Here is a 25,921-nt window from a genome sequence, read left to right on the forward strand (position 1 = left end):
TCTACGCTTTCCTCAGAGTGTGTCAAGCGTTTATTTTGAAGTTTTCAGAATTTCTCTTTCAACTTCAACCGCTTAACTCGCTGCGATCTCTCGTCAGCGGGAGGCGAATTCTACAGCGTTTCAATTCGCTGTCAACCACCTTTTTCACCGCTGCCGATCTTTCGACCGAAGCACTTCCAGCACCACCTGAAACCGCTAACCCTTTGAAACTCAAGGAGTTTTCGGTTCCGACTACGCCGGAAGTGGGGCGAATTATAGACAGATCCACAGGGGCGTCAAGGACTTATTTCAACTTTGTTTCAGAAGCGGCGTTTTGACTATAAACAGCAAGTAAAAAGCAGGGGCGCTACGCGCCCCTCTATATATAGGTAACTTACTCAGCCTTCAGCGTAATACGCGCGAAAGCTTTCTTGCCCGCCTGACAAACATGGGTAGCGCCCAACGCGAACACGAAACCGCGATCAACCACTTCGCCATCAACGCGAACGCTGCCCGCCGCGAGCAAATCGCGAGCCGCCGCCGAGTTCTTCACCAGGCCCGCTTTGTTAAGGACAGCAGAGATTGGCATCTCTTCGCTTGCCAGCACTTCAACCTCCGGCAGAACTTCCGGCAGCTCGCCTTCCTTCATGCGGTTGCCCGCAGCACGGTGAGCATTGGCCGCCGCCTCTTCACCATGGAAGCGCGCAACGATCTCTTCAGCCAGCTTGATTTTGATGTCACGGGGGTTCGCACCCGCCGCCACATCAGCACGCAACGCATCGATCTCTTCCATCGAGCGGAAGCTGAGCAGCTCGAAGTAGCGCCACATCAACGTGTCCGGGATCGACACCAGCTTGCTGTACATCACCCCCGGCGCCTCCTGGATGCCTACATAGTTACCCAGCGACTTGGACATCTTCTTGACGCCATCAAGCCCCTCGAGCAGCGGCATGGTCACGATGTTCTGCGCTTCCTGACCGTAGGCACGCTGAAGCTCGCGCCCCATCAGCAAATTGAACTTCTGGTCGGTACCGCCCAGCTCGACATCACACTTGAGCGCGACAGAGTCGTACCCCTGCACCAGCGGGTAGAGGAATTCATGAATGGCGATCGGCTGATTGGTAGTGTAGCGCTTGTCGAAATCATCGCGCTCGAGCATACGCGCCACCGTGTACTGCGACGCCAGGCGAATGAAGTCAGCCGGGGTCAGTTTGTCCATCCAGGTGGAGTTGAAGGCAACCTCGGTCTTGGCCGGGTCGAGAATCTTGAACACCTGCTGCTTATAAGTCTCGGCGTTATCCAACACCTGCTCGCGGGTCAGCGGCGGACGCGTGGCGCTCTTGCCGCTCGGGTCACCGATCATGCCGGTGAAATCGCCGATCAGGAATATGACCTGATGCCCCAGATCCTGGAACTGGCGCAGCTTGTTAATAAGGACGGTGTGCCCCAAGTGCAGATCGGGCGCGGTCGGGTCGAAACCCGCCTTGATCCGCAGCGGCTGCCCACGCTTGAGCTTCTCGACCAATTCGGACTCTACCAGTACCTCTTCCGCACCACGCTTGATCAGCGCTAGCTGCTCTTCAACCGACTTCATAACAGACCCGCAAGGCTCAGATTCAAAGGGCCCCAACCATACAAGATCAGCCATCAATTACAAGTTTTTGCCCCGGATGTGACCCCGAAGCCGACTGATGACGTCTGCGCGCTTGCGCCGAAGGGGATTTGGTTATATTTTATACAGTTATTTCATCTTCATCATGTCATTCATCTTTTCCAATTCATCTATTTCAAAGTCAATTCATCTATGACCAACGAACCGCCTAAAGCGCCCCCGCTTTATCCGAAGAGCCATCTGTTGGCGGCCAGCGGCATCGCCGCCTTGCTCAGCCTGGCCTTGCTGGTGTTCCCCTCCAGCGAAGTAGAAGCCAAGAAGACCACCCTTAACCTGGAATTGGAGAGCCCTGCCGAGCAACTCAAGCAGGAGCCGGAAGCACCGCTGACCCAAAGCGCCAGCGCTGGTGAGACCTCCCCATTCGCCCAGATCGAAGATGGCGCTACGCCTGCGCAAGAGACTGCCAAGGTCGAGCCTGCACCTGCGCCAACTGCCGCACCGGAAGCTGCCCCTGCCAAGGACCCGAGCCACCGCGAAGTCACAGTCAGCCGCGGCGACACCCTGTCGACCCTGTTCGCCAAAGTAGGCCTGCCCTCCTCCGCGGTGCATGAAGTACTGGCGAGCAACAAGCAAGCCAAGCAGTTCAGCCAGCTCAAAAGCGGCCAGGTACTGGAGATCGAGCTGGACAAGGGCGGTCAACTGGCCAGCCTGCACAGCAAGGTCAGCAACCTTGAAACCATTCGCCTGACCAGGAGCGCAAACGGTTACGCTTTCAATCGCGAGATCAGCAAGCCGGTTGTACGCTCAGCCTACGCACACGGCGTGATCAAGAGCTCATTATCGGCCTCCGGCCAGCGCGCCGGGCTGTCCCATAGCCTGACCATGGACATGGCGCGGATCTTTGGCTACGACATCGACTTTGCCCAAGACATCCGCCAAGGTGATGAGTTTGACGTCATCTACGAGCAGAAGGTCATGGATGGCAAGGTTGTCGGCACAGGCAATATCCTCTCTGCCCGCTTCACCAACCGCGGCAAGACCTTCACTGCCGTTCGCTATACCAACAAGCAGGGCAACACCAACTACTACACCGCTGACGGCAACAGCATGCGCAAGGCCTTCATCCGTACCCCGGTTGATTTCGCCCGCATCAGCTCGCGCTTTTCGGCGGGCCGCAAGCACCCGATCCTCAACAAGATCCGCGCCCACAAAGGCGTCGACTACGCAGCGCCGCGCGGCACGCCAATCAAGGCCGCCGGCGATGGCAAGGTGCTGCTGGCCGGACGTCGCGGCGGCTACGGCAATACCGTGATCATCCAGCACGGCAACCGCTACCAGACCCTGTACGGGCACATGCAGGGCTTCGCCAAAGGCGTGAAGACCGGCGGCACCGTGAAACAGGGCCAGGTGATCGGCTACATCGGCACCACCGGCCTGTCGACCGGCCCGCACCTGCACTATGAGTTCCAGGTCAATGGCGTCCACGTCGATCCCCTGGGCCAGAAGCTGCCGATGGCCGACCCCATCGCCAAGGCTGAGCGCCAGCGCTTCCTGCAGCAGAGCCAGCCCCTGGTTGCACGCATGAACCAGGAAAAGGCCACCATGCTCGCGTCCAACAAGCGCTAAGCGATGGCTCTTTATCTGGGAGTGATGTCCGGGACCAGCCTTGATGGCCTGGACATCGCATTGATCGAGCAAGAGCAGCATACCCGGCTGCTCGCCACCCATTACATCCCCATGCCCGCCAGCCTGCGCCAGGACCTTTTGGCCCTGTGCGCCAGCGGTGCCGACGAAATTGCCCGCGCCGCCCTTGCCGAAAATCAATGGGTACGCCTTGCAGCCCAAGGCATCCAGCACTTGCTGACCGCGCAAAACCTCAAGCCTGCAGATGTGCGCGCCATTGGCAGCCACGGCCAGACCATCCGCCATGAGCCCGCGCGTGGGTTTACCGTACAGATCGGCAACCCGGCGCTACTTGCCGAACTCAGCGGTATCTGTGTGGTGGGGGACTTTCGTCGCCGCGACGTGGCAGCCGGAGGCCAAGGCGCACCGCTGGTCCCGGCCTTCCATGAGGCCTTGTTCGAGCATCAGGGGCAGCGCCTGGCGGTGCTGAACGTCGGTGGGTTCAGTAATCTCAGCCTGATAGAGCAGGACAAGCCGGTCAGTGGTTTCGACTGCGGCCCTGGCAACGTACTGCTGGACGCCTGGATTAATGAGCAACAAGGCCATAGCTACGACGCCGACGGCGCTTGGGCCGCCAGTGGCAACGTCAATCCCGGCTTGCTCGCCGCACTGCTCAGTGATCCATTCTTCGCCGGCACCGGCCCCAAGAGCACCGGACGTGAAGTGTTCAACCTGCCGTGGCTCACGCGGCATCTGGCAACACTACCAGCCATCGCCGCAGTGGACGTCCAGGCAACGCTGCTCGAGCTCACCGCTCACAGTATCGTCAACTCCCTGCAGGCCGCCCAGCAGGAAACCCAGGCACTACTGGTGTGCGGTGGCGGTGCCCACAACAGCGCACTGATGCGCCGCCTTGCCGCGCTCCTGCCTGCCGCTCAGGTCGACAGTACCGCTGCCCATGGTGTTGACCCTGACTGGGTCGAGGCGATGGCCTTCGCCTGGCTAGCCCACTGCTGCCTGCAAGGCATTCCGGCCAATCGTCCCAGCGTCACCGCTGCCAGTGGCTTGCGGGTGCTTGGCGCCATCTACCCGGCCTGACCCTACCCGTACAACGCAAAACGCCGCGCGAATGCGCGGCGTTTTGCGTTGTACCCTACCCTGCGATCAAATCGAGAACGATGAGCCGCAACCACACGTGGTGCTGGCATTCGGATTCTTGATGACGAAACGCGAGCCTTCCAGGCCTTCCTGGTAATCCACTTCGGCTCCTGCCAGGTATTGGAAGCTCATCGGATCGACCACCAGAGCCACGCCTTCGCGTTCGACAATGGTGTCGTCTTCGGCAACATCTTCATCGAAAGTGAAACCGTACTGAAAACCCGAGCAACCGCCACCCGTCACGAACACTCGCAACTTCAGGCGATCGTTGCCTTCTTCATCGACCAGGGTCTTCACCTTGTGCGCTGCACCCTCTGTGAACTGCAAAGCCACTGGGGTGAAGGATTCGACGCTCATGCTGACTATCTCCCGGCGCTATGCCGCCATAATGCGTGATGACGCGCATTATCCGCTTCTCCGAGAAAAGCGGTCAACAATACATAAGCTGCATGGGGTTAGCTGCAAGCTATAAGCAGATAGCTGATCGGCTGGCTTGCAGCGTGTTCTTGTGGCTTAAGGCAGCAGGCCGGCATGGGAAAGGCCCACGCGCTCGTCCAGGCCGAAGAGGATGTTGAGGTTCTGCACAGCCTGGCCAGAGGCGCCTTTGACGAGGTTGTCGATTACCGACAACACCACTACCAGGTCGCCACCCTGTGGCCGGTGCACGGCAATGCGACATACGTTGGCGCCACGCACGCTACGGGTTTCCGGGTGGCTGCCGGCCGGCATTACGTCGACGAACGGCTCATCGGCGTAGCGTTTCTCGAACAATGCCTGCAGGTCGACCGAGGCGTCGGCGACCGTTGCGTACAGAGTGGAGTGGATACCACGGATCATCGGCGTCAGGTGCGGAACGAAGGTCAGGCCGACGTCGCCCCCGGCAGCCCGGCGCAAACCCTGGGTGATTTCCGGCAGGTGGCGGTGGCCTTTGACCGCATAGGCTTTCATGCTTTCGCCGGCTTCGCAGAACAGCGAGCCGACCGAGGCGCCACGGCCGGCACCGCTGACACCCGACTTGCAGTCGGCGATCAGGCGCGAAGCATCGGCAATACCAGCCTCCAGCAGCGGCAGGAAACCCAGTTGGGTGGCTGTCGGGTAGCAACCCGGAACGGCAATCAGGCGCGCCTGGCGAATTTGCTCGCGGTTGACCTCAGGCAAGCCATAGACCGCATCCTTGAGCAGTTCCGGCGCGCCATGGGGCTGGCCGTACCATTTGGCCCACTCATCAGCATCCTGCAGGCGGAAGTCGGCGGACAGGTCGATGACCTTGGTGCCCGCAGCCAGCAGCTCACCGGCCAGTGCATGGGCAACGCCATGGGGCGTGGCAAAGAAGACCACGTCGCACGCAGCCAGGGTTTTCACGTCCGGTACGCTGAACGCCAGGCCGTCGTAGTGGCCGCGCAGGTTCGGGTACATGTCAGCGACCGCCAGGCCGGCTTCGGAGCGCGAGGTGATGACAGCCACCTCAGCCTGTGGATGCTGTGCCAACAGACGCAGCAGTTCGACCCCGGTGTAACCCGTGCCGCCGACGATACCGACCTTGACCATAACGCGTGCCCCTTATCAACGAACCGACTGGAAAGCCCACGATAATAAGGGCCGTGGCACTGCCCTCACAACTGTTGAGATGGCCCGCCAGGTGCCTAGCCTCTACTATCTGACGACCGTGAACCCTGAAGGAACTCAACCTCATGCTTTTTCTCTGGATCAAAGCCCTGCACATCGTCAGCGTGGTCTGCTGGTTTGCCGGACTGTTCTACCTGCCACGGCTATTCGTCTATCACGCCCAGAGCCAGGACAGCATTAGTCAGGAGCGCTTCATTACCATGGAGCGCAAGCTGTACCGCGGGATCATGGGCCCGGCAATGATTGCCACCTTCATTTTTGGTATCTGGCTGCTGAGCCTGACCCCGGGCTTCCTGAGCCAGGGCTGGATGCACGCCAAACTCACCCTGATTGTCCTGCTCACCGGTTACCACCACATGTGCGGTGCTCAGCTCAAGCGCTTCGCCCGCGGTGAAAACACCCGCAGTCACGTCTACTATCGCTGGTTCAACGAAGTGCCGGTGCTGATCCTGCTCGGCATCGTCATTCTGGTGGTGGTCAAACCGTTCTGATCCCTTATCACTCAGCCTCGGGAAACCTGTCATGTCATTGCCTGCCCTGCTCGAACAACGCTTGCGCCTGCCAGTGGTTGCGGCGCCAATGTTTCTGATCTCCAACCCGCAATTGGTGCTGGCCTGCTGTGCCAACGGTGTGGTCGGTAGTTTCCCGGCGCTGAACCAGCGTGATAGCGCCGGTTTCAAGACCTGGCTCGAGGAGATCGAGTCAGGCCTTGAATCCCTGGACAAGCCTGCCCCGTACGCGGTCAACCTGATCGTCCATCAGAGCAACCCGCGCCTGCAGGCGGACCTCGCTATCTGTGTAGAACACAAGGTACCGATCGTGATCACCAGCCTGGGCGCGGTGAAAGAGCTGGTCGATGCCGTGCATAGTTATGGCGGGCTGGTGTTTCACGACGTCACTACGCGCCGGCACGCGGAGAAAGCCGCCGAGGCAGGCGTCGATGGCCTGATCGCCGTGGCTGCCGGCGCTGGTGGCCATGCCGGCACCTGGAGCCCGTTCGCACTGATTGCCGAGATCCGCCAGTTCTTCGACAAGACCCTGCTGCTGGCCGGCTGCCTGAACCGGGGCCACGAGATACTGGCAGCGCAACTGCTCGGCGCAGACCTCGCCTACCTCGGTACGCGTTTTATCGCCACTCACGAAAGCCGCGCCCCGGATGCGTATAAAGAAATGATGCTGGGTGCCAAGGCAGCCGATATCATCCACACCGCTGCGGTTTCCGGAGTACCTGCCAGCTTCATGCGCCAGAGCCTGGAAAACGCCGGCTTCGACATGGCAGCCCTGCGCGCCAATGTCGAAACCAAGCTCAAACCCATTGATGACGAAGCCAAAGCCTGGAAAACCGTCTGGTCTGCCGGGCAAGGTGTCGGTGCCATCGACGCGCTGTGCTCCACCGAGCAATTGATCGCCCGCCTGGACGCCGAATACCGCCAGGCCCAAGCCTCTGCCGCATCCCTGAGCCAGCGCTGGCCCGGCTGACTCCTGTAAACTCTGCGCCCTGCCCCTAGCCCACTGGAGAACTGCATGACCCGTTACGCCATGATCACCGGTGCCTCCAGCGGACTGGGCCTGGCACTGGCCGAAGCACTGGCACGCCGGGGGCGCAATCTGATTCTGGTGGCACGTCAACGCGACCTGCTCGAGAGCATTGCCATCGAGCTGACCCAGCGCTTTGGGGTAGAGGTGCTGTTTCGCGCTTGCGACCTGGGTGAACCCTTGCGCCTTTCCGGCTTTTTGCTGGAACTGGAAGAAGGCGAGCGGCAGATCGACTTGCTGGTCAACTGCGCCGGTATCCGCACCTACGGCCCGTTCCTGGCCCAGGAGTGGGGGGATGAGCAAGACCTTATCGAGGTCAATATTCTGGCCCTGACACGTCTGTGCCATGCACTGGGCAATGCCATGGCGGTCCAAGGAGGCGGCCAGATTCTCAACGTTGCCTCGCTGGCCGCCTTCGCCCCCGGCCCCTGGATGACCAGCTATGCGGCCAGCAAGGCCTATGTGCTGAGCTTTTCCGAGGGCTTGCGCGAGGAGCTCAAGCGTACTGGCATCAAGGTGTCTGTCCTGTGCCCGGGCCCGGTTCACTCGCCGCTGCGCCGCATTCCCCGCCTGGAGAAAGGCCAGCGCTGCCTGAGCCCGGAGGAAGTGGCGCTGTACACCGTGCGCGCATTGGAGAAAAACCGCGCCCTGATCATTCCAGGTCGGCGCAACCGCTGGCTGGCCTGCAGCCCACGCCTGCTCTCACGCTGGGTGGCACGCAAGTTGGCCGGGGCGATCAACCGGGCCTATTGCCCACGTTGACCCGCCAAGGGCTGGGCGCCGACTCACAGCCTGAGTACACTCAGGCCCGACCCCCATCATGGAGCAACCGTAGTGGAAACTCTGTTTACCAAGATCATCAACCGGGAGATCCCGGCCAAGATCATCTACGAGGACGACCAGGTTCTGGCCTTCCACGATATCGCCCCACAGGCGCCGGTGCATTTTCTGGTTATCCCGAAAAAGCCCATCCGTACGCTCAACGACCTGACTGAAGAAGACAAAGGCCTGGCCGGACACATCCTGTTCACCGCCCAGCGCCTGGCCAAGGAACTGGGCTGTGAAGACGGTTTCCGCGTGGTCATGAACTGCAATGAACTGGGTGGCCAGACCGTCTACCACATTCATATGCACGTGCTGGGTCAGCGCCAGATGCACTGGCCACCGGGCTGATCCAGGGCAAGCCCGATCAACCTGATTGCGGTAAACTGTCGGGCACATTCTTGCGGAGGTGCCCGATGGCTACCGAACGTCACTATTCGCCGCTCGACCGCTTGTTGCTGCAGGCCGATACCGCCATGCGCACCTTGCTTCCCTTCAGCGGCCAACCTTCCCGCCCCTCGCCGGCCATCATCCAGCCGGACGTCGACCTGGACGATACCCAAACCCGCCACGTGGCCGGGCTCATGCGTATCAACCACACCGGTGAAGTCTGCGCCCAGGCGTTGTACCAGGGCCAGGCCCTGACCGCCAAGCTGCCGCAGGTACGCAAGGCCATGGAACATGCCGCCGAAGAAGAAATCGACCACCTGGCCTGGTGCGAACAGCGCATCCGCCAGCTGGGAAGTCATCCAAGCGTGCTCAATCCGCTGTTCTACGGCATGTCGTTCGGCATTGGCGCGTTGGCAGGCCTGGTCAGCGACAAAGTCAGCCTGGGGTTCGTCGCCGCTACCGAGCATCAGGTGTGCAAGCACTTGGACGAACATCTGGAGCAGATCCCGGCCGAGGATGAAAAATCCCGGGCTATCCTTGAACAGATGCGCGTTGACGAACAACAACACGCCGAGTCGGCCCTGGAGGCTGGCGGATTCCGTTTCCCAGCTCCCGTGCGCTTTGGGATGAGCCTGATGGCCAAGGTCATGACCAAGAGCACCTACCGTATCTAGGACACGCCATGACGGAACGCTTCGATGCCAAGGACCTGGCCCGCGCTGTAAGCGCAGGCGTTCTGAACCCCGGCCAGGACCAGGCCCTGCTCGAGTTTCTCAAGCGCCAGCCAGCGACTCGCGCCAGTTTCCAGCTGGCCCATGTGGCCTTCTACTTTGGCGCCCTGCTGATCATGGGCGCCCTGGGCTGGCTGCTCAGTGAAGCCTGGATGCGCATAGGCGACAGCGCCCTGCTGATCATCGCCCTTCTCTATATTGGCGGCCTGACCCTGGCCGGGCTTCTGCTGCAGCGACGTGGCCAGGTGATTCCTGCTGGCGTGCTCGCCGCTGTTGCAGTGAGCATCGTGCCGCTGGCCGTGTTTGCCGTGGAGCGGCTCACCGGCTTCTGGCCGCTGGACGACAGCCAGAGCAACTACCACAACTATTACACCTATGTGCAGGGCGGCTGGTTGTTGATGGAAGCCGCTACGGTTGCTGCTGGTTTGCTGATGCTGCGTCTGATTCCGTTCCCCTTTATCGTGATGCCGATTGCCGGAGCGCTGTGGTTCATGTCCATGGACCTGAGCGAGTGGGTCTACGGCGATGCCTTCAACTGGGATCAACGCCTGACCGTCTCACTGTGGTTCGGCCTGGCATTGCTGCTGGTCTTCCTGGTAATCGACGGCCGCACCCGCCAGGACTATGCCTTCTGGGGCTATATGGCAGGCTTGTTGGCGTTCTGGCTGGGACTGAGCTTGATGGAGAGCGACAGCGAGTTGAACAAGGCGCTTTACTGCCTGATCAATCTCGGCCTGATGGGCTTGGCAGTGTTGTTAAGGAGACCCATGTTCATGGTCTTCGGAGCGATGGGGGTGGCCGCTTACCTGGGCTACCTGTCTTATGAGGTATTTGCCGAGTCGCTGCTGTTCCCGGTGGTGCTGACCTTGATCGGCCTGGGCGTCATAGGGCTGGGAATGCAGTACCAGATACATCGCGAGGGATTGAGTGCGCGCTTGCGCGCGTGCGTACCCAGTGGCTTGCTGAAGCTTTTGCCGGGGCTGCGCCGTTAACCAGATCGCGGGGCAAGCCCGCTCCTACTGGTAGGAGCGGGCTTGCCCCGCGATGCTTTCCACTCACCCCAACTCAACAATCTCGTAGCTATGGGTGATTTCCACCCCTGCCCGACCGAGCATGATCGAAGCCGAGCAGTATTTCTCCGCAGACAACTCAACCGCACGCTTGACCTGAGCATCCTTCAGGCCACGACCTTTGACCACGAAGTTCAGGTGGATTTTGGTGAATACCTTCGGATCCTCGCTGGCACGCTCGGCCTCGAGGAAGGCTTCGCAGCTTTCCACTGCCTGGCGGGACTTCTTCAGGATGCTGACCACATCGAAGTTGCTGCAACCACCCAGGCCCAGCAAGAGCATTTCCATGGGCCGCACGCCCAGGTTGCGACCACCTGCGTCGGGTGGACCGTCCATGACCACGACATGGCCACTACCCGATTCGCCCAGAAACATGGCTTCGCCTGCCCACTGGATACGTGCCTTCATCATCCGGACTCCCTTGCTAGAAAAAAGGCTGCCAGCTTAGACCCAGAAGGGCTGGTGGAAAAGCTCAAGCGCACGATGAATTCTGCCGATACACCAATAAGTGTCTGATAAGCTGACGCCAAATCACTGGCACCTTTGGCCAGACTACCTATAAAAGTGTTCACGCGTTGCCTCTTACCGGGATTCAGCCATGGTTGCATCAGCCCTTTCGGCCAAGATCAAGAACATCGACAAGCTGCTCGCCCACTGCCAGCGGCGCCGCTACGCGGCCAAAAGCAACATCATCTGCGCCGGCGACAAAGCCGAGACGCTGTCCTTTATCGTCAAGGGCTCAGTGACCATCCTGATCGAAGACGATGACGGCCACGAAATGATCATCGCCTACCTCAACAGCGGCGATTTTTTTGGCGAGCTGGGCCTGTTTGAACAATCTGGGCAGGAGCAACAGCGCAGTGCCTGGGTACGGGCCAAGAGCGAATGTGAGGTGGCGGAAATCAGCTACGAAAAATTTCGCGAACTGGCGCGCCAGGACCCGGAGATTCTCTATGCCCTGGGCAGCCAGATGGCCCAGCGCCTGCGCAATACCACACGCAAGGTCGGTGACCTGGCCTTCTTCGATGTCACTGGACGCGTCGCGCGTTGCTTGCTGGAACTGTGCAAGCAACCCGATGCCATGACCCACCCCGATGGCATGCAGATCAAGATCACCCGCCAGGAGATCGGTCGAATCGTGGGCTGTTCAAGGGAGATGGTCGGCCGCGTGCTCAAGGATCTTGAAGAACGCAGCCTGGTCCACGTCAAGGGCAAGACCATGGTGGTCTATGGCACCCGCTAGTCCCGGGCGATGCCTTTGATCACCTCGGCGTAAGCCTGGCCGAGGCGTTCGAGCAACGGCGCCTCGGGAACCACTTCGTGCAAGGCAATGTGGCTGTCGGCCTGGCAGCGCTGCTCCAGTTCGCAACACTCATTGAAGCGGTTGACCGCCGCCACCATCGACTCGCGTTGGTTATCGAGCAACAAGGCACCGTGAACCAACACCACGGGACGCTTGCCACCCAGCCCCTGGCGCCAACGCTGGGCTGTCCCCACCAACTTGCGGCCGTTGAGGTTGACGTTGTAGCGACCGTCGCAGAACGCGCCCTCGATTTCGCCCACCGAAGCCAGCCCGCCCCACTCGCGCAATACCTCGCACACTGGCAAACACAGACGTTCGTACGCATTCTCGATACGACCGTGATCGCCTTCGCTACGCGGCGCTACATACACCAGGGCAATATTGATCACCGCGGGCGACTGCGGTACCGGCTCGCCGCCGGTTTCACGCAGCAGTACCGGCCAGCCGGCAATCGCCAGTTCTGCGCAGGCCGCTTCGAATCCTTCCAGACGACTCATGCGCCGCGGCATGACCAAGGCATGGTCGGTGGGGCGCCAGAACAACACGCCGTTGTCTTTTTCCCCCTTGCACACCGCCGCCAGCAATTCCTGCTCGGCATGCAGGCCGGCCTCGACAGTCACATCCATTAGTTGATCAGTCATTGCGATAACCTTGTAGGTACAAAAAAGCCGGCAATGCCGGCTTCAACGTTGAATCAGTCCAGTCCTTGCACCGGATTCTGCACCGCCCGCTCGGGGAAGAACAGACGCTGCAGTTCCAGGCCCGGGTGTTCGGCACGCATGAAGGCCTCACCCACCAGGAACGAATACACCTCGTTGATTTCCATCAGCTCGACATCGGCACGATTGAGAATGCCGCTCTCGGTGATGGCCAGGCGATCACGGGGAATGCGTGGCAACAAGTCGAGGGTGGTCTCAAGGCTGACATCGAAGGTGTGCAGGTTACGGTTGTTGACGCCTACCAGCGGGGTATCGAGGGTGCGCAATGCGCGTTCCAGTTCGTCGCCGTCGTGCACTTCGACCAGCACATCAAGACCTACGCTTTTTGCCGTGGCCGCAAGTTCTGCCATTTTCACATCGTCCAGCGCCGCAACGATCAACAGCACACAATCTGCACCCAGGGCGCGGGCCTCGACGATCTGGTAGGGGTCGATCATGAAGTCCTTGCGGATCACCGGCAGCGTACAGGCCGAGCGGGCCTGCTGCAGGTAGATGTCGGCGCCCTGGAAATAATCGACATCGGTCAGAACTGACAGGCAGGTTGCCCCACCCTTTTCGTAGCTGTCGGCGATTTCGGCGGGGACGAAGTGTTCGCGGATCACGCCCTTGCTCGGGGAGGCTTTCTTGATTTCGGCAATCACCGCCGGCTGCTTGCGCTTGGCCTGCTCGATCAGTGCCTTGGCAAAGCCACGTGGCGCATCGGCACCAGCGGCCAGGCGCTCCAGTTCGGCCAAGCTGACCCGGGCGCTGCGCTCGGCAACTTCCTGAACCTTGCGCGCCAGGATATTTTCCAGAACCGTTGGCACACTCATCCTTCATTCTCCTGCTTGAATACGGCGGTGAACGCGCCCAGTTCTTCGAGTTTTTCCCGGGCAAGGCCGGTGTGCAGGGCATCGTGTGCAAGCTCGACACCTTGCTTGAGAGTCATCGCATGATCTGCGGCATACAGCGCTGCACCGGCGTTGAGCACAATCATCTCGGCCGCTTTCTGGCCGTTTTCGGTCATGCGCCGGCCCAGGGCATCGCGGATCAGCTCAAGGGACTTGGCTGGGCTTTCCACCGCCAGGCCGTGCAGGCTCTGGCTCTTCATGCCGAGGTCTTCTGGCTCGACCCAGTATTCGGTGATCTGGTCATTCTTGAGTTCGGCGACAAAGGTAGGCGCAGCCAGGCTGAACTCGTCCAGACCATCCTTGGAGTGCACCACCAGCACATGCTTGCTGCCCAGGCGCTGCAGCACTTCGGCCAATGGGCGGCACAGGGCCTGGGTGAATACGCCGACCACCTGGTGCTTCACACCGGCCGGATTCGTAAGCGGGCCAAGCATGTTGAACAGGGTACGCAGCCCCAGGTCACGGCGTGGGCCAGCGGCGTATTTCATCGCTTTGTGGTGGGTCTGGGCGAACATGAAGCCAATGCCGACGCTGTCGATGCAACGCGCCACCTGCACAGGGGTCAGGTTCAGGTAGATGCCGGCCGCTTCCAGCAGGTCGGCGCTACCGCTCTTGCCCGAGACCGCACGGTTGCCGTGCTTGGCCACGGTGCAGCCAGCGGCGGCAACGACGAAGGCAGAAGCAGTGGACACGTTGAAGATGTTGGCACCGTCACCACCGGTGCCGACCACATCGACCACTTGATCGAGGGTGTCGAGTTCGACTTTGTCGGCCAGCTCGCGCATCACCGAAACCGCACCGACGATCTCGTCGATGCTTTCGCTCTTCATGCGCATGCCCATCATGAACGCACCAATCTGCGCTTCACTGCATTGGCCGGTCATGATCTCGCGCATCACGTCGCGCATTTCTTCGGTGCTCAGGTCCAGGTGGCCGACGATGCGGTTGAGCGCACTCTTGATATCCATGATCAATCCTTAACGGCGGCCGCCGGTCTGCTTGAGGAAATTGGCGAACAGCTCGTGGCCCTGCTCGGTGAGGATCGACTCGGGGTGGAACTGCACCCCCTCGATGTTCAGTTCTTTATGGCGAAGGCCCATGATTTCATCCACCGAACCGTCTTCAAGTGCGGTCCAGGCGGTCAGCTCCAGGCACTCGGGCAGGGTTTCGCGCTTGACCACCAACGAATGGTAGCGGGTCACGGTCAGCGGGTTGTTCAGGCCGGCAAACACGCCCAGGTCCTTATGGAAAACCGGGCTGGTCTTGCCGTGCATCACTTGGCGGGCACGCACCACATCGCCGCCAAAGGCCTGGCCGATGGACTGGTGGCCCAGGCACACGCCAAGAATCGGCAGTTTGCCGGCGAAGTGCAGGATGGCCTCGATGGAAACACCCGCTTCGGTCGGCGTGCAAGGGCCGGGAGAAACCACAATGCGCTCGGGGTTCAGGGCTTCGATCTGGGCGATGGTCAGCTCGTCGTTGCGAATGACCTTGACCTCTGCACCCAACTCGCCGAGGTACTGCACGACGTTGTAGGTGAAGGAGTCGTAGTTGTCGATCATCAGTAGCATCTGGGTTCAACCTCTAGAATCAATTTCGCCGGGTGGACAGGCGTGGTTTCGATCAGCTGCGTGGCGTTTGTTCAGCCAACGCTACCGCCCGGAACATCGCCCGGCGCTTGTTGATGGTTTCTTCCCACTCCAGTGCAGGTACCGAGTCGGCGACGATACCCCCACCGGCCTGTACGTGCAGCTCGCCATCCTTGATGACCGCAGTACGGATTGCGATGGCGGTGTCCATATTGCCGTTCCAGGCAAAATAGCCGACGGCGCCACCATAGACTCCGCGCTTGACCGGCTCCAACTCGTCGATGATCTCCATGGCGCGAATCTTCGGCGCCCCGGACAAGGTCCCAGCCGGCAGGATGGCGCGCAGCGCATCCATCGCGCTCAGGCCTTCCTTCAATTCACCGGTGACGTTGGAAACGATGTGCATGACATTGGAGTAGCGCTCGATCACCATCTTCTCAGTGACTTTGACGGTACCCGTCGCCGACACGCGACCGGCATCGTTGCGCCCCAGGTCGATCAGCATCAGGTGCTCGGCGATTTCCTTGTCGTCCGACAGCAGGTCTTCTTCCAGTGCCCGGTCAGCTTCTTCCGTGGCACCACGTGGACGGGTACCTGCAATTGGGCGAACGGTGACCAGATTGTCTTCGACCCGTACCAGCACCTCAGGCGAGCTGCCGACCACATGGAAGTCGCCGAAGTTGAAGAAGTACATGTACGGCGTCGGGTTGAAGCAGCGCAGCGCCCGGTACAGATCGATGGGCGCGGCCTTGAAGTCGATCGACATACGCTGGGACGGCACCACCTGCATGCAGTCACCGGCGAGGATGTACTCCTTGATGGTATCGACCGCACGCTCGTAGTCGCTCTGGGTAAAGCTTGAGCGGAACGTCGGCTCCGGTGCAGGCGGGCCACCCAGTTCCAGGCCGCGACGCGGGGTGATCGGTTGGCGCAGTTGCTCAAGCAGGCCTTCCAGCCGTGCCAGACCGTTTTCGTAGGCGCCTTCCTGAGCCGGGTCGACGAGCACGATGGCGTGCATCTTGCCCGCCAGGTTGTCGAACACCACCACCGCATCCGAGACCATCAGTAGGATATCCGGTACGCCCAGCGGGTCCGGGTTCGGGCACTTGCCCAGGCGCCGCTCCACATAACGCACGCAGTCATAACCGAAGTAGCCGACCAGACCACCGTTGAAACGCGGCAGACCGGCAATGGTCGGCACTTTGTAGCGTTCCTTGAAGCTTTCGACGAACGCCAGCGGATCTTCGACTTCGTGCTGTTCGATCTGCACACCGTCGTGGGTGATCCGCACCTGGTGATCATGTACGCGCATGACCGTGCGGCATGGCAGGCCAATGATCGAGTAACGCCCCCACTTTTCGCCGCCCTGCACCGATTCGAGCAGGTAGGAGTTGGGTTGATCAGCCAGTTTCAGGTAGATCGACAGCGGCGTGTCGAAGTCGGCCAGGGTCTCGCAGGCCAGGGGAATGCGGTTGTAGCCTTCAGCGGCCAGGCGCAGGAATTCTTCGCGGGTCATGATAGCCTCGTGGCAAGCAGCAATAGGGTCGAACAGGCAAACGGGCCGGCAACGGCCGGCAGATAAAAGTCAGGCGCGCCAACGCCAACGGGCCAAGGCCTTGATGACTTTCATCCAGAGTTTGCCGGTAACCGCCACGATGGAATCTCGATCTGAGGGGGATTTAACGTCAGCCAACGTTATCCCAGTGGCCGGATCTAAGCAACCAGGCAACAGCGCACGCAGGTCATCAATGACCAGGCACGGTGTTTCTTCACTGATGGGGCGACCGTGGTTGTAGCCATAGGTCAGGCCCACGCACTTGACGCCAGCTGCCTTGGCCGCCAGCACATCACTGCGCGAGTCGCCGACGAACAGCGCCTGCTCGGCCGGTACACCCGCCATCTTCATCACGAACAACAGGGCGGCCGGATCGGGCTTTTTCTGTGGCAGGGTATCGCCACCGATGATCCAGCGAAAATATCGACCAATCTTCAACTGGTCGAGCAAGGGGCCGACAAAGCGCTCTGGCTTATTGGTAATCAGGGCCATTTCGACACCCTGCTTGTGCAGCCACTTGAGGGTATCGCGCACACCGGGGTAGACCACGGTCAGCTCATGGCTGCTGGCGTAAGCCTGCATGAACAGCTCCAGGGCCTTTTCTGCCTCGTCGTCATCGACATCGGCGTGGTCCAGGCCGCCCGCCAGCGCCCGGCGCACCAATACCGGGGCACCATTGCCGACCCAGTGGCGAACCGCCTCAAGGCCTGCGGGCTTGCGACCCAATTCGAGCAGCATGTGATCCACCGCCGCGGCCAGGTCTGGTACCGAATCGATCAGGGTACCGTCCAGATCGAACATCACCAGCCTGGGCAGAGCGCCGGGGAACAGCTGCTCGAAGCCACTCATGCGCGGGCCAGGGCCAGTTCGGCATGCATCTTGGCGATGACTTCCTTGTAGTCCGGCGTATTGAAGATCGCCGAGCCAGCCACAAAGGTATCGGCGCCAGCAGCGGCGATTTCGCGAATGTTGTTCACGTTCACGCCACCGTCGATTTCCAGGCGGATATCACGACCACTGGCGTCGATCAGCGCACGCGCTTCACGCAGCTTGTCGAGGGTTCCGGGGATGAACTTCTGGCCACCAAAGCCTGGGTTGACGCTCATCAACAGGATCATGTCGACCTTGTCCATCACGTACTTGAGGGTGTCGAGCGGGGTTGCCGGGTTGAACACCAGGCCCGCTTTGCAACCACCGTCGCGAATCAACTGTAGCGAACGATCGATGTGCAGGCTGGCTTCCGGATGGAAGGTAATGTAGCTGGCGCCCGCTTCGATGAAGTCGCCGATGATACGGTCGACCGGGCTGACCATCAGGTGCACGTCGATCGGCGCGGTGATGCCGTACTTGCGCAGCGCGGTGCACACCATCGGGCCAATGGTCAGGTTGGGTACGTAGTGGTTGTCCATCACGTCGAAGTGGACGATGTCGGCACCAGCGGCCAGGACGTTGTCGACTTCCTCGCCCAGGCGAGCGAAATCGGCAGAGAGAATGGAGGGGGCAATAGCGTAGGGCTGCATGGCGCACCTGTAGGGCAGAATCACGGTGGCGCGCATTGTACCTCAGTGAATCGGTCTGGCGCTGACCGGTATCAAATCCGGCGACGGGATCGTGGGGCAAGCCCGCTCCTACACCAGGAACGGGCTTGCCCCACGAACATCAACCTGGCTGCTGGGTGCGCAATTTCTCACTACGCCCGCGCAACCATTCCAGGGTCAGCAACAGCACCACCGAGAACGCGATCAGCAATGTCGCTGCCGCCGCAATGGTCGGGCTGAGGTTCTCGCGGATGCCGCTGAACATCTGCCGTGGCAAGGTGGCCTGCTCAGGGCCCGCCAGAAACAGGGTCACTACCACTTCGTCGAACGAGGTAGCAAAGGCGAACAAGGCACCTGAAATCACCCCGGGCGCAATCAGCGGCAACGTCACCCGACGGAAGGTCGTCAGTGGCGAGGCGCCAAGGCTTGCCGCCGCCCGCACAAGGTTGTGGTTGAAGCCCTGCAGGGTTGCCGACACAGTGATGATGACGAACGGCACGCCCAGCACTGCATGGACCAGGATCAGCGAAATGAAGCTGTTACCCAGGCCCAGGGGTGCAAAGAACAGGTAACTGGCCACACCGATGATCACCACCGGCACCACCATGGGCGAAATTACCAGTGCCATGATCAGCGACTTGCCGGGGAAGTCGCCACGAGTCAGGCCGATCGAAGCCAGGGTGCCGAAGATCATCGCCAGCACCGTTGCCGCTGGGGCAACGATGATGCTGTTCTTCAGGGCCCGCATCCACTCGGCCGAGGCGAAGAAGTCCTGGTACCACTGCAGCGAGAAACCCTGCAGCGGGTAGACCAGGAAGCTGCCCGAGTTGAACGACAGCGGAATGATCACCAGCACCGGCAACACCAGGAACAACAGAATCAGCCCGCAAAGGATGCGCAAGCTGTAGAACCAGACCCGCTCGACGGGCGACATGTAGGGGCTCAGCATGACAACGCTCCTCAGCTCAGACGCAGGCGGCTGGCGCCGACCAGCCAGCTATAGATCAAGTACAACAGCACGGTCGCCAGCAACAGCAAGCCGCCCAACGCGGTCGCCATGCCCCAGTTGATGCTGGTGTTGGTGTAGAACGCCACGAAGTAGCTGACCATCTGATCATTCGGGCTGCCCAGCAGTGCCGGAGTGATGTAGTAGCCGATGGCCAGGATGAATACCAGCAGACAACCTGCGCCCACACCGGCGTAGGTCTGCGGGAAGTACACCCGCCAGAAACTGGCGAATGGATGGCAGCCGAGGGAAATGGCTGCACGCATGTAGGTCGGCGAAATGCCCTTCATCACGCTGTAGATCGGCAGGATCATGAACGGCAGCAGGATGTGAACCATGGAGATGTACACACCGGTGCGGTTGAAAACCAGCTCCAGCGGTTTGTCGATGATCCCCACCGCCATCAGCGCACTGTTGATCAATCCGCCCGATTGCAGCAGCACGATCCAGGCAGCGACCCGCACCAGGATCGACGTCCAGAACGGCAGCAGCACCAGAATCATCAGCAGATTGCTCTGGCGGGTCGGCAGATTGGCCAGCAGGTAGGCCAACGGATAAGCCAGCACCAGGCAGATCGCGGTGATGACAAAACCCATCCACAAGGTGCGGGTGAAGATGTCCAGGTAGATCGCCTGGTCCGGGGTGGCCTTGGCCACCTCGCCCAGGTCATCGATACGATGGTCCAGGGCTGCCAGCAGGTAGAACGGGGTGACGCTACTGGTGTTACGGCGAATCGCCTGCCAGTACGCCGGATCGCCCCAGCGCTCATCCAGTTCCTGCAACGCTTCTTTATATGAAGCCGGCTCGGTCTTGAACGGCAGGGCTCGGGCAGTCTTGGCCAACAGGCTGCGGTAGCCTGCCAGTTCCATGTTCAAACGCTTGGACGTGTCGCCCAGGGTCTGGTTCTTGCGCGCCTGGCCCAGGTCTTCACTCAGTGCCTTGTACACCGACTCACCTGGCAGGCCCTTGCCATCCCAAGCGGCCACGGCGGTCACGGTCTGCGGCAGGCCGGTCACGACCTCCGGGTTACCGACGCTCTTGTACAACAGCGCGGCAATGGGCACGAGGAAAACCAGCAACAGGAACAGCGCCAACGGCGCGATCAAGGCCTGGGCTTTCCAGCGGTTGACCCGCTCTGCTCGCGCAAGACGCTGCTTGAGGTTGGAACCGGCGCCTTCTTTGAGGGGCACTGCGATGGCCATAGCGAACTCCGAAATCTTGAGAACAGGAAGCGTCGGCTATGCGCCGACGCTCCATCAGCCGACCTTACTTGGCAGCCCAGGCGTTGAAGCGTTGTTCCAGCTGTTCGCTGTTGTCAGCCCAGAAAGCAACGTCGATCTGCACCTGGTTGGCAATGTTTTCCGGGGTGGTCGGCATGTCCTTCTTGACCTCGGCCGAGAGCAGGTTCACCGCGGTGGCGTTGGCCGGTCCGTAAGCAATGTTTTCCGAGTAGATCTTCTGCTGCTCAGGCTTGACCGAGAAGGCGATGAACTTCTTGGCCTCTTCGGCATTCTTCGCACCTTTTGGAATGGCCCAGGCATCGAAGTCGTAGATGCCACCGTTCCAGACCACCTTCAGGTTGCTTTCTTTCTGCACCGCAGCGATCCGACCGTTGTAGGCCGAGCTCATGACCACGTCACCCGAAGCCAGGTACTGCGGCGGCTGGGCGCCGGCTTCCCACCACTGGATGCTCGGCTTGAGTTCGTCGAGCTTCTTGAAGGCGCGGTCCTGGCCTTCCTTGGTGCCCAGCACCTTGTACACATCCTTGGGCGCTACGCCGTCGGCCATCAGGGCGAATTCGAGGGTGTATTTGGCACCCTTGCGCAGGCCCCGCTTGCCCGGGAACTGCTTGGTGTCCCAGAAGTCAGCCCAACTGGTCGGCGCGGTTTTCAGTTTGTCGGCGTTGTAGGCCATGACCGTGGACCAGACGAAGAAGCCAACACCGCAAGGCTGGATAGCACCCGGAACATAATCAGCTTCGTTGCCGAACAGCGCAGGATCGAGCTCCTCGAACATACCTTCATCACAACCACGGGCCAGCTCTGGCGACTCGACCTCGACCAGGTTCCACGACACGCTCTTGGTGTCGACCATCGCCTTGACCTTGGCCATTTCACCGTTGTACTCGCCGGCGACGATCTTGCCGTTACCTGCCTTTTCCCATGGCTCGTAAAACGCTTTGACCTGGGCGGCCTTGTTGGCACCACCGAAGGAAATCACGGTGAGGTCGGCGGCCATGGCCTGGGCCGCTGCAAACATACCCACTGTCAGGGCGGTCAACTTCAAGTGTTTGAGCATTGTTATTCTCTCCACAGTGCAGGGTTGGTGAAGCAAACCTTCAATTGGCTTCCAGGATCGGATCGAGCGCGCGGGCGTGCTGAACCTCCCAGCCAAGCGGTACCACATCGCCCACGGCCAGGGCCGGGTCGAGTTCGGCAATCGGCTGCTTCACGAAGAAATCGGCCTTGCCGCAGACTTCCAGGCGAACCCGTACGTGGTCGCCCAGATAGATGAATTCGGCTACGCGGCCAGAGAAGCGGTTGACGCAGCTTTCACTGTGGCCGTTGAGGCGCACGCGCTCGGGACGGATCGACAAGGTCACCGGGTCGCCGGTCTGGCCAACATTCACCGCCAGCGCCTCGACTTTCTCGCCGCGCGCCAGTTGCACCTGGCAGCGCTCACCGTCCTGGCTGATCAGGCGACCATTGATCCGGTTGTTTTCACCAATGAAGTTGGCGACGAATGTGTTTTTCGGCTCTTCGTACAGGGTGCGCGGGTCGGCGATCTGCTGGATTTCGCCCTGATGGAACACCGCCACCCGATCGGACATGGTCAGCGCTTCGCCCTGGTCATGGGTCACATACACCACGGTGACGCCAAGGCGCTGGTGAAGGTGTTTGATTTCCATCTGCATGTGTTCACGCAGCTGTTTGTCGAGGGCACCCAGCGGTTCGTCCATCAGCACCAACTGCGGCTCGAACACCAATGCCCGGGCCAGGGCCACCCGCTGCTGCTGGCCGCCGGACAGCTGGCCGGGGTAGCGCTTGGCGAAGGCATCGAGCTGGACCATGTTCAGCACGCGCTTTACGCGCTCGCTGATGTCGGTCTTGCTCAGGTTGCGTACGCTCAAGGGGAAGGCCAGGTTCTCGGCCACGGTCATGTGCGGAAACAGCGCATAGTTCTGGAACACCATGCCGATGTCGCGCTTGTGGGGTGGCACGTTGTTGATGGAGCGGCCCGCCAACTGGATCTCGCCGGCAGTCGGCGTCTCGAAGCCGGCCAGCATCATCAGGCTGGTGGTCTTGCCGGAGCCGGAGGGGCCGAGCAAGGTCAGGAACTCGCCTTTGCGAATATCCAGATTGAGGTCTTTGACGATCAGCGATTCGCCGTCGTAGCTCTTCTGCACACCACGGAAGCTGACCAGCACTTCGCTGGCTGCAGCGCTCGAATTCACCTCACTCATACCCGTACCTTCTTGTTGGATGACTGCGTGTTTACAGCCTAGTGAAGGTGAAAGCCGACGCAAATCGGGGGTGGAGAGAGATTGATATCAGCCGCGTGGAAGGGTTGGGGTAGGGATTGCCCTACAGGACTGTCGTTTTTGGATATGCGGATGCCAATCGCGGGGCAAGCCCGCTCCTACGGTTAGGAGCGGGCTTGCCCCGCGATTGATGTCGCAATCAGAACACTCAGAGCAGCTTGTGCTCCATGGCGTACTTCACCAGCTCCGCCAACGAGTTCACATTGAGCTTCTGCATCAGTCGCGCCTTGTGGGTACTGATGGTCTTGTTGCTCAGCGCCAACTGCTGGGCAATGTCGTTGACGTTGGCGCCCTGGGCCAGGCGCTCGAACACCGAGAACTCGCGCTCCGAAAGCAGCGAATGCAGTGGCCGCGCATCGGTCAGACCGACTTCAAAGACCATCCGGTCGGCAAGCTCGGGGTCGATATATCGGCCACCGCCAGCCACCCGCCGAATGGCGGTCAGCAACAAGGCCGGATCGCTGTCCTTGGTCGCATAACCCGCTGCGCCGACCTTCAGGGCCCGCGCCGCCATCTGCGCCTCGTCATGCATCGACAACACCAGGATTGCCGGCGGATTGCTCAACGCGCGAATCCGTGGGATGGCCTCCAGGCCATTGACGCCGGGCATGGAGATATCCAGCAGGACCACCTCGCATTCGGTATGGCGCAGGGTGTCCAGCAGTTGCTCGCCGTTGCCCGCCTCCCCCGCTACCTGCATGTCCTTGGCCAGGCCAATCAACTGCTTGATGCCTTCACGGACGATGGTGTGGTCTTCGGCCACCAGAACTCGAATCACGTTGCCGCTCCTATTTCAGGGGAATACCCACGCTCAGACTGGTGCCCTCGCCCGGCTCGCTCTCCAGGGTCATTTGCCCGCCGAGCATCAACACCCGCTCACGCATCCCGACCAGCCCGAATGAGGTCGGTCGGTTCTCGTCCAACGCAAAGCCGATGCCATCATCAATAACCGTCAGGCGCAATGTCCGGCCATCCAGGCTCAGGCTGATCTGCACAGTATGCGCCTGGGCGTGGCGCATGACGTTAGTCAGTGCCTCCTGCAGGATGCGGAACAGGCCAATGGCCTTGGCATCGCTCAAGGGCGGTAGATTCTCCGGCACTTGTACCAGGCAGGGAATCTGTGTGCGCGCCTCGAATCGCCGCGCCTGCCACTCGATCGCCGAGGCGATGCCGGCATCCAGAATCGGCGGACGCAAGGCCGTAGCGACATCGCGCACCAGTTGGAACAACTGGGCAATCAGGCGCTTCATGCTGGCCAGACGCTCGTTCAGGCCGGGATCAAGATCAGCGTAGGCAAGCTCGCACATGGACGTCTCCAGTTTGAGCACAGTGAGCATCTGTCCCAGTTCATCATGCACTTCCCGGGCAATGCGGGCCTTTTCCTCTTCCCGCACGCTTTCCAGGTGCGCCGACAGTTCGCGCAATTGTTCCTGGGAACGCTCCAGCGCAAGCTCTGCGCGCTTGCTCTGAGTGATGTCCCAGACCACTCCGTCCCAGACCACGCGGCCATTGCCCAGCATACGGGTACTGGCCTTGATATCGGCCCAGCGTTGTTCGCCTTCGCGGGTCAGGATCCGTCCCTGCCAGGACCAGTCCTGGTCGGTGGCCAGGGCCAGGTCCTGGACCTTGTGGTAGTCCGCGCGGTCATCGGGGTGCACCAGGTTGCGCAGCCCCATGTCCGGGCGCTGCAATGCCGCTGGCGAATAGCCGACCAACGCCTCGCTGCCCTCGCTGATATAGGGAAACTCCAGCTCGCCTTCCGCCGGGTTGCGCTCAAGCCGGAATACCAGACCGGGTACGTTACCGGCGATCCCCTTGAGCCGGGCCTCGCTCTCGCGCAGGGCTGCCAGGGCACGGCGGCGTTCAGTGACGTCAGTGAGAAATACCACCAGGTACTCGGCATCGCGAAAGCGCAGGAAACTCAGTGACACATCCACCGGCAGCAGGCTGCCATCGGCGCGCAGGCACTGGGTTTCAAAATGCTGGGCGCCATCGTTGCTGGCCCGGGCACGCTTCCACAGTTCCAACCAGCGATCCATGTGCAAGTTGGGCTCAAAGTCGATCAGCGGCCGATCGACCACCGCCCCCTCGGCATACCCCAGCATGCTCTCGGCAGCCCGGTTGGCATAACGCACATGGCTGTCCCAGTTGACCCAGAGAATGCCCACCGTGCTCTGGTCGATGGAGAACTGGCTCAGGCGCAGCGCTTCCTCCCGTGCCTGGCGCTGGTTGATGGTTTCCCGTGCCACCAGCAAGCTGTGCTCAAGTTGATGCAACTGCCGCCGCTGCCAGACCACGATGGCCATGCTGCTGAACAACAAGGCGGCGAGCAGCAGTCCCAGGTTTTGCCAGAAGCCCGGAGATTCGCTCAAGCGTGGGTACTTGGGCTCCAGCCAACGCTGATGGAGTTGCTCCAGGTCCTTGGCCGGGATGGCCTGCAGGCCCCGCTCGATAATGTCCGCCAACTGCGGCCAGTCACGCCGCGAAGCAACACGCAGCAACTGGGGCAAGCCGATATCGCCAACCACTGCCAGGTCGCTGAATTCACTCTCGCGGGACAACCGGCTCAGTTGTGCTTCATCCACCACGGCATAGCGGGCCTGCTCGCTGAGCACCAGTTGCAGCGCCTGGCGCTCCTGGGGAACGCCCTGCAAGTTGAGGTTCGAGTAGGTTGCGCGCAAATAGTCGGCCACCGCACTGGGCATGCGCACCGCCACCCGTTCGTTGCTGGTGAGTTTCTCCAGGTCTACCGCCACCGCACCGGTACGGGGCCCGACGATCAATTGCGGCACGCGCATGTAGGGGTCACTGAACAACCACAGACGCAGCCCCGCGGGCGTCTGGGTCAAACCTGGGGCCAAGTCGACCTCACCCGCGACCAGCGCCCGCTCCAGCGAGGCCTGGTCCGGGAAGTTACGCCAGGTCAGGTCCAGTCCCAATGAGCGCCCCAACCAGTTCATCAGCTCGACGTTGACACCGTAGAGCTGCTGCAGGCGTCGGTCGAATTGTGCAAAGGGCGCCTGCAGCACCAGTCCCACCCTCAGGCTGCGGTGCTGCTCAAGCCATTGCTGCTGCGCCGGCTCCAGGGTAACGGTGTTCGGCAACGCCGCAGGTACCGCCAGCGCCATCAAGGGCAAGCAGATACAGCCGATAACCAACAGGCAGCGCAATGACTTCATCTACACGCTCTTCATAGGATGGATGGCCACCGAGCATGGCCGTCCCGGAAAAAT

At 60.9% G+C, this 25,921-nt stretch carries 27 protein-coding genes; 10 read left to right on the forward strand and 17 right to left on the reverse strand.

Annotated features, from left to right (window positions below):
• On the forward strand, positions 1–317 hold a 317-nt coding region (locus tag H621_RS28850; RefSeq protein ID WP_209420930.1), incomplete at its 5' end, for a hypothetical protein.
• A gap of 56 nt (positions 318–373) precedes the next feature.
• Here H621_RS28850 and tyrS read toward each other — a convergent pair.
• Positions 374–1,573 (reverse strand): tyrosine--tRNA ligase, encoded by a 1,200-nt coding sequence (tyrS, locus tag H621_RS0103995; protein WP_028942118.1) that lies wholly within the window; start codon positions 1,571–1,573, stop codon positions 374–376.
• A 210-nt stretch (positions 1,574–1,783) separates the two neighbouring features.
• On the opposite strand from tyrS, the gene H621_RS0104000 reads away from it, so the two are divergent.
• Positions 1,784–3,217, forward strand: coding sequence for a peptidoglycan DD-metalloendopeptidase family protein (locus H621_RS0104000; protein WP_028942119.1), 1,434 nt, complete (start codon positions 1,784–1,786; stop codon positions 3,215–3,217).
• Between the two features lie 3 nt (positions 3,218–3,220).
• Positions 3,221–4,312, forward strand: coding sequence for an anhydro-N-acetylmuramic acid kinase (locus H621_RS0104005; protein WP_028942120.1), 1,092 nt, complete (start codon positions 3,221–3,223; stop codon positions 4,310–4,312).
• Between the two features lie 66 nt (positions 4,313–4,378).
• On the opposite strand, the gene erpA is transcribed toward H621_RS0104005, so the two are convergent.
• Both erpA and argC read right to left on the reverse strand, forming a co-directional pair.
• The gene (gene erpA / locus H621_RS0104010) at positions 4,379–4,729 is read right to left on the reverse strand and encodes an iron-sulfur cluster insertion protein ErpA (protein WP_028942121.1); all 351 of its coding nucleotides are present in this window, start codon (positions 4,727–4,729) and stop codon (positions 4,379–4,381) included.
• Positions 4,730–4,885: 156 nt separating this feature from the next.
• On the reverse strand, positions 4,886–5,920 hold the full coding sequence (gene argC / locus H621_RS0104015) for an N-acetyl-gamma-glutamyl-phosphate reductase (protein WP_028942122.1): 1,035 nt from the start codon (positions 5,918–5,920) through the stop codon (positions 4,886–4,888).
• A gap of 143 nt (positions 5,921–6,063) precedes the next feature.
• Between argC and hemJ the strand changes: the two genes are divergently transcribed.
• The 6 genes from hemJ (at position 6,064) to H621_RS0104045 (ending at position 10,469) form a co-directional block, all read left to right on the forward strand.
• Positions 6,064–6,489, forward strand: a complete 426-nt coding sequence (hemJ, locus tag H621_RS0104020; RefSeq protein ID WP_028942123.1) for a protoporphyrinogen oxidase HemJ — start codon at positions 6,064–6,066, stop codon at positions 6,487–6,489.
• 31 nt (positions 6,490–6,520) lie between these two features.
• The gene (locus H621_RS0104025; RefSeq protein WP_028942124.1) at positions 6,521–7,477 is read left to right on the forward strand and encodes an NAD(P)H-dependent flavin oxidoreductase; all 957 of its coding nucleotides are present in this window, start codon (positions 6,521–6,523) and stop codon (positions 7,475–7,477) included.
• Positions 7,478–7,522: 45 nt separating this feature from the next.
• Entirely contained in the window at positions 7,523–8,296 is a 774-nt protein-coding gene (locus tag H621_RS0104030) for an SDR family NAD(P)-dependent oxidoreductase (RefSeq protein WP_028942125.1), read from the forward strand.
• Positions 8,297–8,368: 72 nt separating this feature from the next.
• Positions 8,369–8,707, forward strand: a complete 339-nt coding sequence (locus H621_RS0104035; RefSeq protein ID WP_028942126.1) for a histidine triad nucleotide-binding protein — start codon at positions 8,369–8,371, stop codon at positions 8,705–8,707.
• A 65-nt stretch (positions 8,708–8,772) separates the two neighbouring features.
• The gene (gene coq7, locus H621_RS0104040) at positions 8,773–9,420 is read left to right on the forward strand and encodes a 2-polyprenyl-3-methyl-6-methoxy-1,4-benzoquinone monooxygenase (RefSeq protein ID WP_028942127.1); all 648 of its coding nucleotides are present in this window, start codon (positions 8,773–8,775) and stop codon (positions 9,418–9,420) included.
• An 8-nt stretch (positions 9,421–9,428) separates the two neighbouring features.
• Positions 9,429–10,469: a hypothetical protein gene (locus H621_RS0104045; RefSeq protein WP_028942128.1), complete on the forward strand. Its 1,041-nt coding sequence runs from the start codon at positions 9,429–9,431 to the stop codon at positions 10,467–10,469.
• A gap of 63 nt (positions 10,470–10,532) precedes the next feature.
• Here H621_RS0104045 and H621_RS0104050 read toward each other — a convergent pair whose 3' ends face one another.
• Positions 10,533–10,955 carry an OsmC family protein gene (locus H621_RS0104050; protein WP_028942129.1) on the reverse strand — a complete coding sequence of 141 codons (423 nt, stop codon included), beginning with the start codon at positions 10,953–10,955 and terminating at the stop codon, positions 10,533–10,535.
• A 190-nt stretch (positions 10,956–11,145) separates the two neighbouring features.
• Between H621_RS0104050 and crp the strand changes: the two genes are divergently transcribed.
• Positions 11,146–11,790, forward strand: a complete 645-nt coding sequence (crp, locus tag H621_RS0104055) for a cAMP-activated global transcriptional regulator CRP (protein WP_028942130.1) — start codon at positions 11,146–11,148, stop codon at positions 11,788–11,790.
• Here crp and H621_RS0104060 read toward each other — a convergent pair.
• From H621_RS0104060 to H621_RS0104120, 13 genes are all read right to left on the reverse strand, one after another.
• Complete coding sequence (locus tag H621_RS0104060; RefSeq protein ID WP_028942131.1) at positions 11,787–12,491, reverse strand: lipoate--protein ligase family protein; 705 nt, start codon at positions 12,489–12,491, stop codon at positions 11,787–11,789. The genes crp and H621_RS0104060 overlap by 4 nt on opposite strands.
• Before the next feature lie 53 nt (positions 12,492–12,544).
• Positions 12,545–13,381, reverse strand: coding sequence for an indole-3-glycerol phosphate synthase TrpC (gene trpC / locus H621_RS0104065; RefSeq protein WP_028942132.1), 837 nt, complete (start codon positions 13,379–13,381; stop codon positions 12,545–12,547).
• The gene (gene trpD, locus H621_RS0104070) at positions 13,378–14,427 is read right to left on the reverse strand and encodes an anthranilate phosphoribosyltransferase (protein WP_028942133.1); all 1,050 of its coding nucleotides are present in this window, start codon (positions 14,425–14,427) and stop codon (positions 13,378–13,380) included. Before trpD ends, trpC begins: the two co-directional genes overlap by 4 nt.
• A gap of 9 nt (positions 14,428–14,436) precedes the next feature.
• On the reverse strand, positions 14,437–15,030 hold the full coding sequence (locus H621_RS0104075; protein WP_028942134.1) for an aminodeoxychorismate/anthranilate synthase component II: 594 nt from the start codon (positions 15,028–15,030) through the stop codon (positions 14,437–14,439).
• A 52-nt stretch (positions 15,031–15,082) separates the two neighbouring features.
• The gene (gene trpE, locus H621_RS0104080; RefSeq protein WP_028942135.1) at positions 15,083–16,564 is read right to left on the reverse strand and encodes an anthranilate synthase component I; all 1,482 of its coding nucleotides are present in this window, start codon (positions 16,562–16,564) and stop codon (positions 15,083–15,085) included.
• 69 nt (positions 16,565–16,633) lie between these two features.
• On the reverse strand, positions 16,634–17,452 hold the full coding sequence (locus H621_RS0104085) for a phosphoglycolate phosphatase (protein WP_028942136.1): 819 nt from the start codon (positions 17,450–17,452) through the stop codon (positions 16,634–16,636).
• Positions 17,449–18,123, reverse strand: coding sequence for a ribulose-phosphate 3-epimerase (gene rpe, locus H621_RS0104090; protein WP_028942137.1), 675 nt, complete (start codon positions 18,121–18,123; stop codon positions 17,449–17,451). Before rpe ends, H621_RS0104085 begins: the two co-directional genes overlap by 4 nt.
• Positions 18,124–18,262: 139 nt before the next feature.
• Positions 18,263–19,090, reverse strand: coding sequence for an ABC transporter permease (locus tag H621_RS0104095; protein ID WP_028942138.1), 828 nt, complete (start codon positions 19,088–19,090; stop codon positions 18,263–18,265).
• 11 nt (positions 19,091–19,101) lie between these two features.
• Complete coding sequence (locus H621_RS0104100; RefSeq protein WP_028942139.1) at positions 19,102–20,349, reverse strand: ABC transporter permease; 1,248 nt, start codon at positions 20,347–20,349, stop codon at positions 19,102–19,104.
• 64 nt (positions 20,350–20,413) lie between these two features.
• Positions 20,414–21,445, reverse strand: coding sequence for an ABC transporter substrate-binding protein (locus H621_RS0104105; RefSeq protein WP_028942140.1), 1,032 nt, complete (start codon positions 21,443–21,445; stop codon positions 20,414–20,416).
• Between the two features lie 40 nt (positions 21,446–21,485).
• The gene (locus H621_RS0104110; protein WP_028942141.1) at positions 21,486–22,610 is read right to left on the reverse strand and encodes an ABC transporter ATP-binding protein; all 1,125 of its coding nucleotides are present in this window, start codon (positions 22,608–22,610) and stop codon (positions 21,486–21,488) included.
• 226 nt (positions 22,611–22,836) lie between these two features.
• Complete coding sequence (locus tag H621_RS0104115) at positions 22,837–23,466, reverse strand: response regulator (RefSeq protein WP_028942142.1); 630 nt, start codon at positions 23,464–23,466, stop codon at positions 22,837–22,839.
• Positions 23,467–23,476: 10 nt separating this feature from the next.
• A complete protein-coding gene (locus H621_RS0104120) occupies positions 23,477–25,867 on the reverse strand; it encodes a PAS domain-containing sensor histidine kinase (RefSeq protein WP_028942143.1) in 2,391 nt (796 codons plus the stop codon).
• Between the last annotated feature and the right edge of the window lie 54 nt (positions 25,868–25,921).

It is taken from the genome of Pseudomonas vranovensis DSM 16006 (assembly GCF_000425805.1).
GTDB classification, from domain to species: Bacteria; Pseudomonadota; Gammaproteobacteria; order Pseudomonadales; family Pseudomonadaceae; genus Aquipseudomonas; species Aquipseudomonas vranovensis.

Excerpts from the sequence above, each read along its gene's own strand:
- H621_RS0104000 (WP_028942119.1), top strand. The coding sequence starts at position 1,784 with ATGACCAACGAACCGCCTAAAGCGCCCCCGCTTTATCCGAAGAGCCAT.
- H621_RS0104100 (WP_028942139.1), bottom strand. The coding sequence starts at position 20,349 with ATGGCCATCGCAGTGCCCCTCAAAGAAGGCGCCGGTTCCAACCTCAAG.
- H621_RS0104105 (WP_028942140.1), bottom strand. The coding sequence starts at position 21,445 with ATGCTCAAACACTTGAAGTTGACCGCCCTGACAGTGGGTATGTTTGCA.
- H621_RS0104110 (WP_028942141.1), bottom strand. The coding sequence starts at position 22,610 with ATGAGTGAGGTGAATTCGAGCGCTGCAGCCAGCGAAGTGCTGGTCAGC.
- H621_RS0104025 (WP_028942124.1), top strand. The coding sequence starts at position 6,521 with ATGTCATTGCCTGCCCTGCTCGAACAACGCTTGCGCCTGCCAGTGGTT.
- hemJ (WP_028942123.1), top strand. The coding sequence starts at position 6,064 with ATGCTTTTTCTCTGGATCAAAGCCCTGCACATCGTCAGCGTGGTCTGC.
- crp (WP_028942130.1), top strand. The coding sequence starts at position 11,146 with ATGGTTGCATCAGCCCTTTCGGCCAAGATCAAGAACATCGACAAGCTG.
- erpA (WP_028942121.1), bottom strand. The coding sequence starts at position 4,729 with ATGAGCGTCGAATCCTTCACCCCAGTGGCTTTGCAGTTCACAGAGGGT.
- H621_RS0104085 (WP_028942136.1), bottom strand. The coding sequence starts at position 17,452 with ATGAGTGGCTTCGAGCAGCTGTTCCCCGGCGCTCTGCCCAGGCTGGTG.
- H621_RS0104120 (WP_028942143.1), bottom strand. The coding sequence starts at position 25,867 with ATGAAGTCATTGCGCTGCCTGTTGGTTATCGGCTGTATCTGCTTGCCC.
- H621_RS0104050 (WP_028942129.1), bottom strand. The coding sequence starts at position 10,955 with ATGAAGGCACGTATCCAGTGGGCAGGCGAAGCCATGTTTCTGGGCGAA.
- argC (WP_028942122.1), bottom strand. The coding sequence starts at position 5,920 with ATGGTCAAGGTCGGTATCGTCGGCGGCACGGGTTACACCGGGGTCGAA.
- H621_RS0104075 (WP_028942134.1), bottom strand. The coding sequence starts at position 15,030 with ATGCTACTGATGATCGACAACTACGACTCCTTCACCTACAACGTCGTG.
- trpD (WP_028942133.1), bottom strand. The coding sequence starts at position 14,427 with ATGGATATCAAGAGTGCGCTCAACCGCATCGTCGGCCACCTGGACCTG.
- tyrS (WP_028942118.1), bottom strand. The coding sequence starts at position 1,573 with ATGAAGTCGGTTGAAGAGCAGCTAGCGCTGATCAAGCGTGGTGCGGAA.
- H621_RS0104095 (WP_028942138.1), bottom strand. The coding sequence starts at position 19,090 with ATGCTGAGCCCCTACATGTCGCCCGTCGAGCGGGTCTGGTTCTACAGC.
- coq7 (WP_028942127.1), top strand. The coding sequence starts at position 8,773 with ATGGCTACCGAACGTCACTATTCGCCGCTCGACCGCTTGTTGCTGCAG.
- rpe (WP_028942137.1), bottom strand. The coding sequence starts at position 18,123 with ATGCAGCCCTACGCTATTGCCCCCTCCATTCTCTCTGCCGATTTCGCT.
- H621_RS0104045 (WP_028942128.1), top strand. The coding sequence starts at position 9,429 with ATGACGGAACGCTTCGATGCCAAGGACCTGGCCCGCGCTGTAAGCGCA.
- H621_RS0104005 (WP_028942120.1), top strand. The coding sequence starts at position 3,221 with ATGGCTCTTTATCTGGGAGTGATGTCCGGGACCAGCCTTGATGGCCTG.
- trpE (WP_028942135.1), bottom strand. The coding sequence starts at position 16,564 with ATGACCCGCGAAGAATTCCTGCGCCTGGCCGCTGAAGGCTACAACCGC.
- H621_RS0104030 (WP_028942125.1), top strand. The coding sequence starts at position 7,523 with ATGACCCGTTACGCCATGATCACCGGTGCCTCCAGCGGACTGGGCCTG.
- H621_RS0104060 (WP_028942131.1), bottom strand. The coding sequence starts at position 12,491 with ATGACTGATCAACTAATGGATGTGACTGTCGAGGCCGGCCTGCATGCC.
- trpC (WP_028942132.1), bottom strand. The coding sequence starts at position 13,381 with ATGAGTGTGCCAACGGTTCTGGAAAATATCCTGGCGCGCAAGGTTCAG.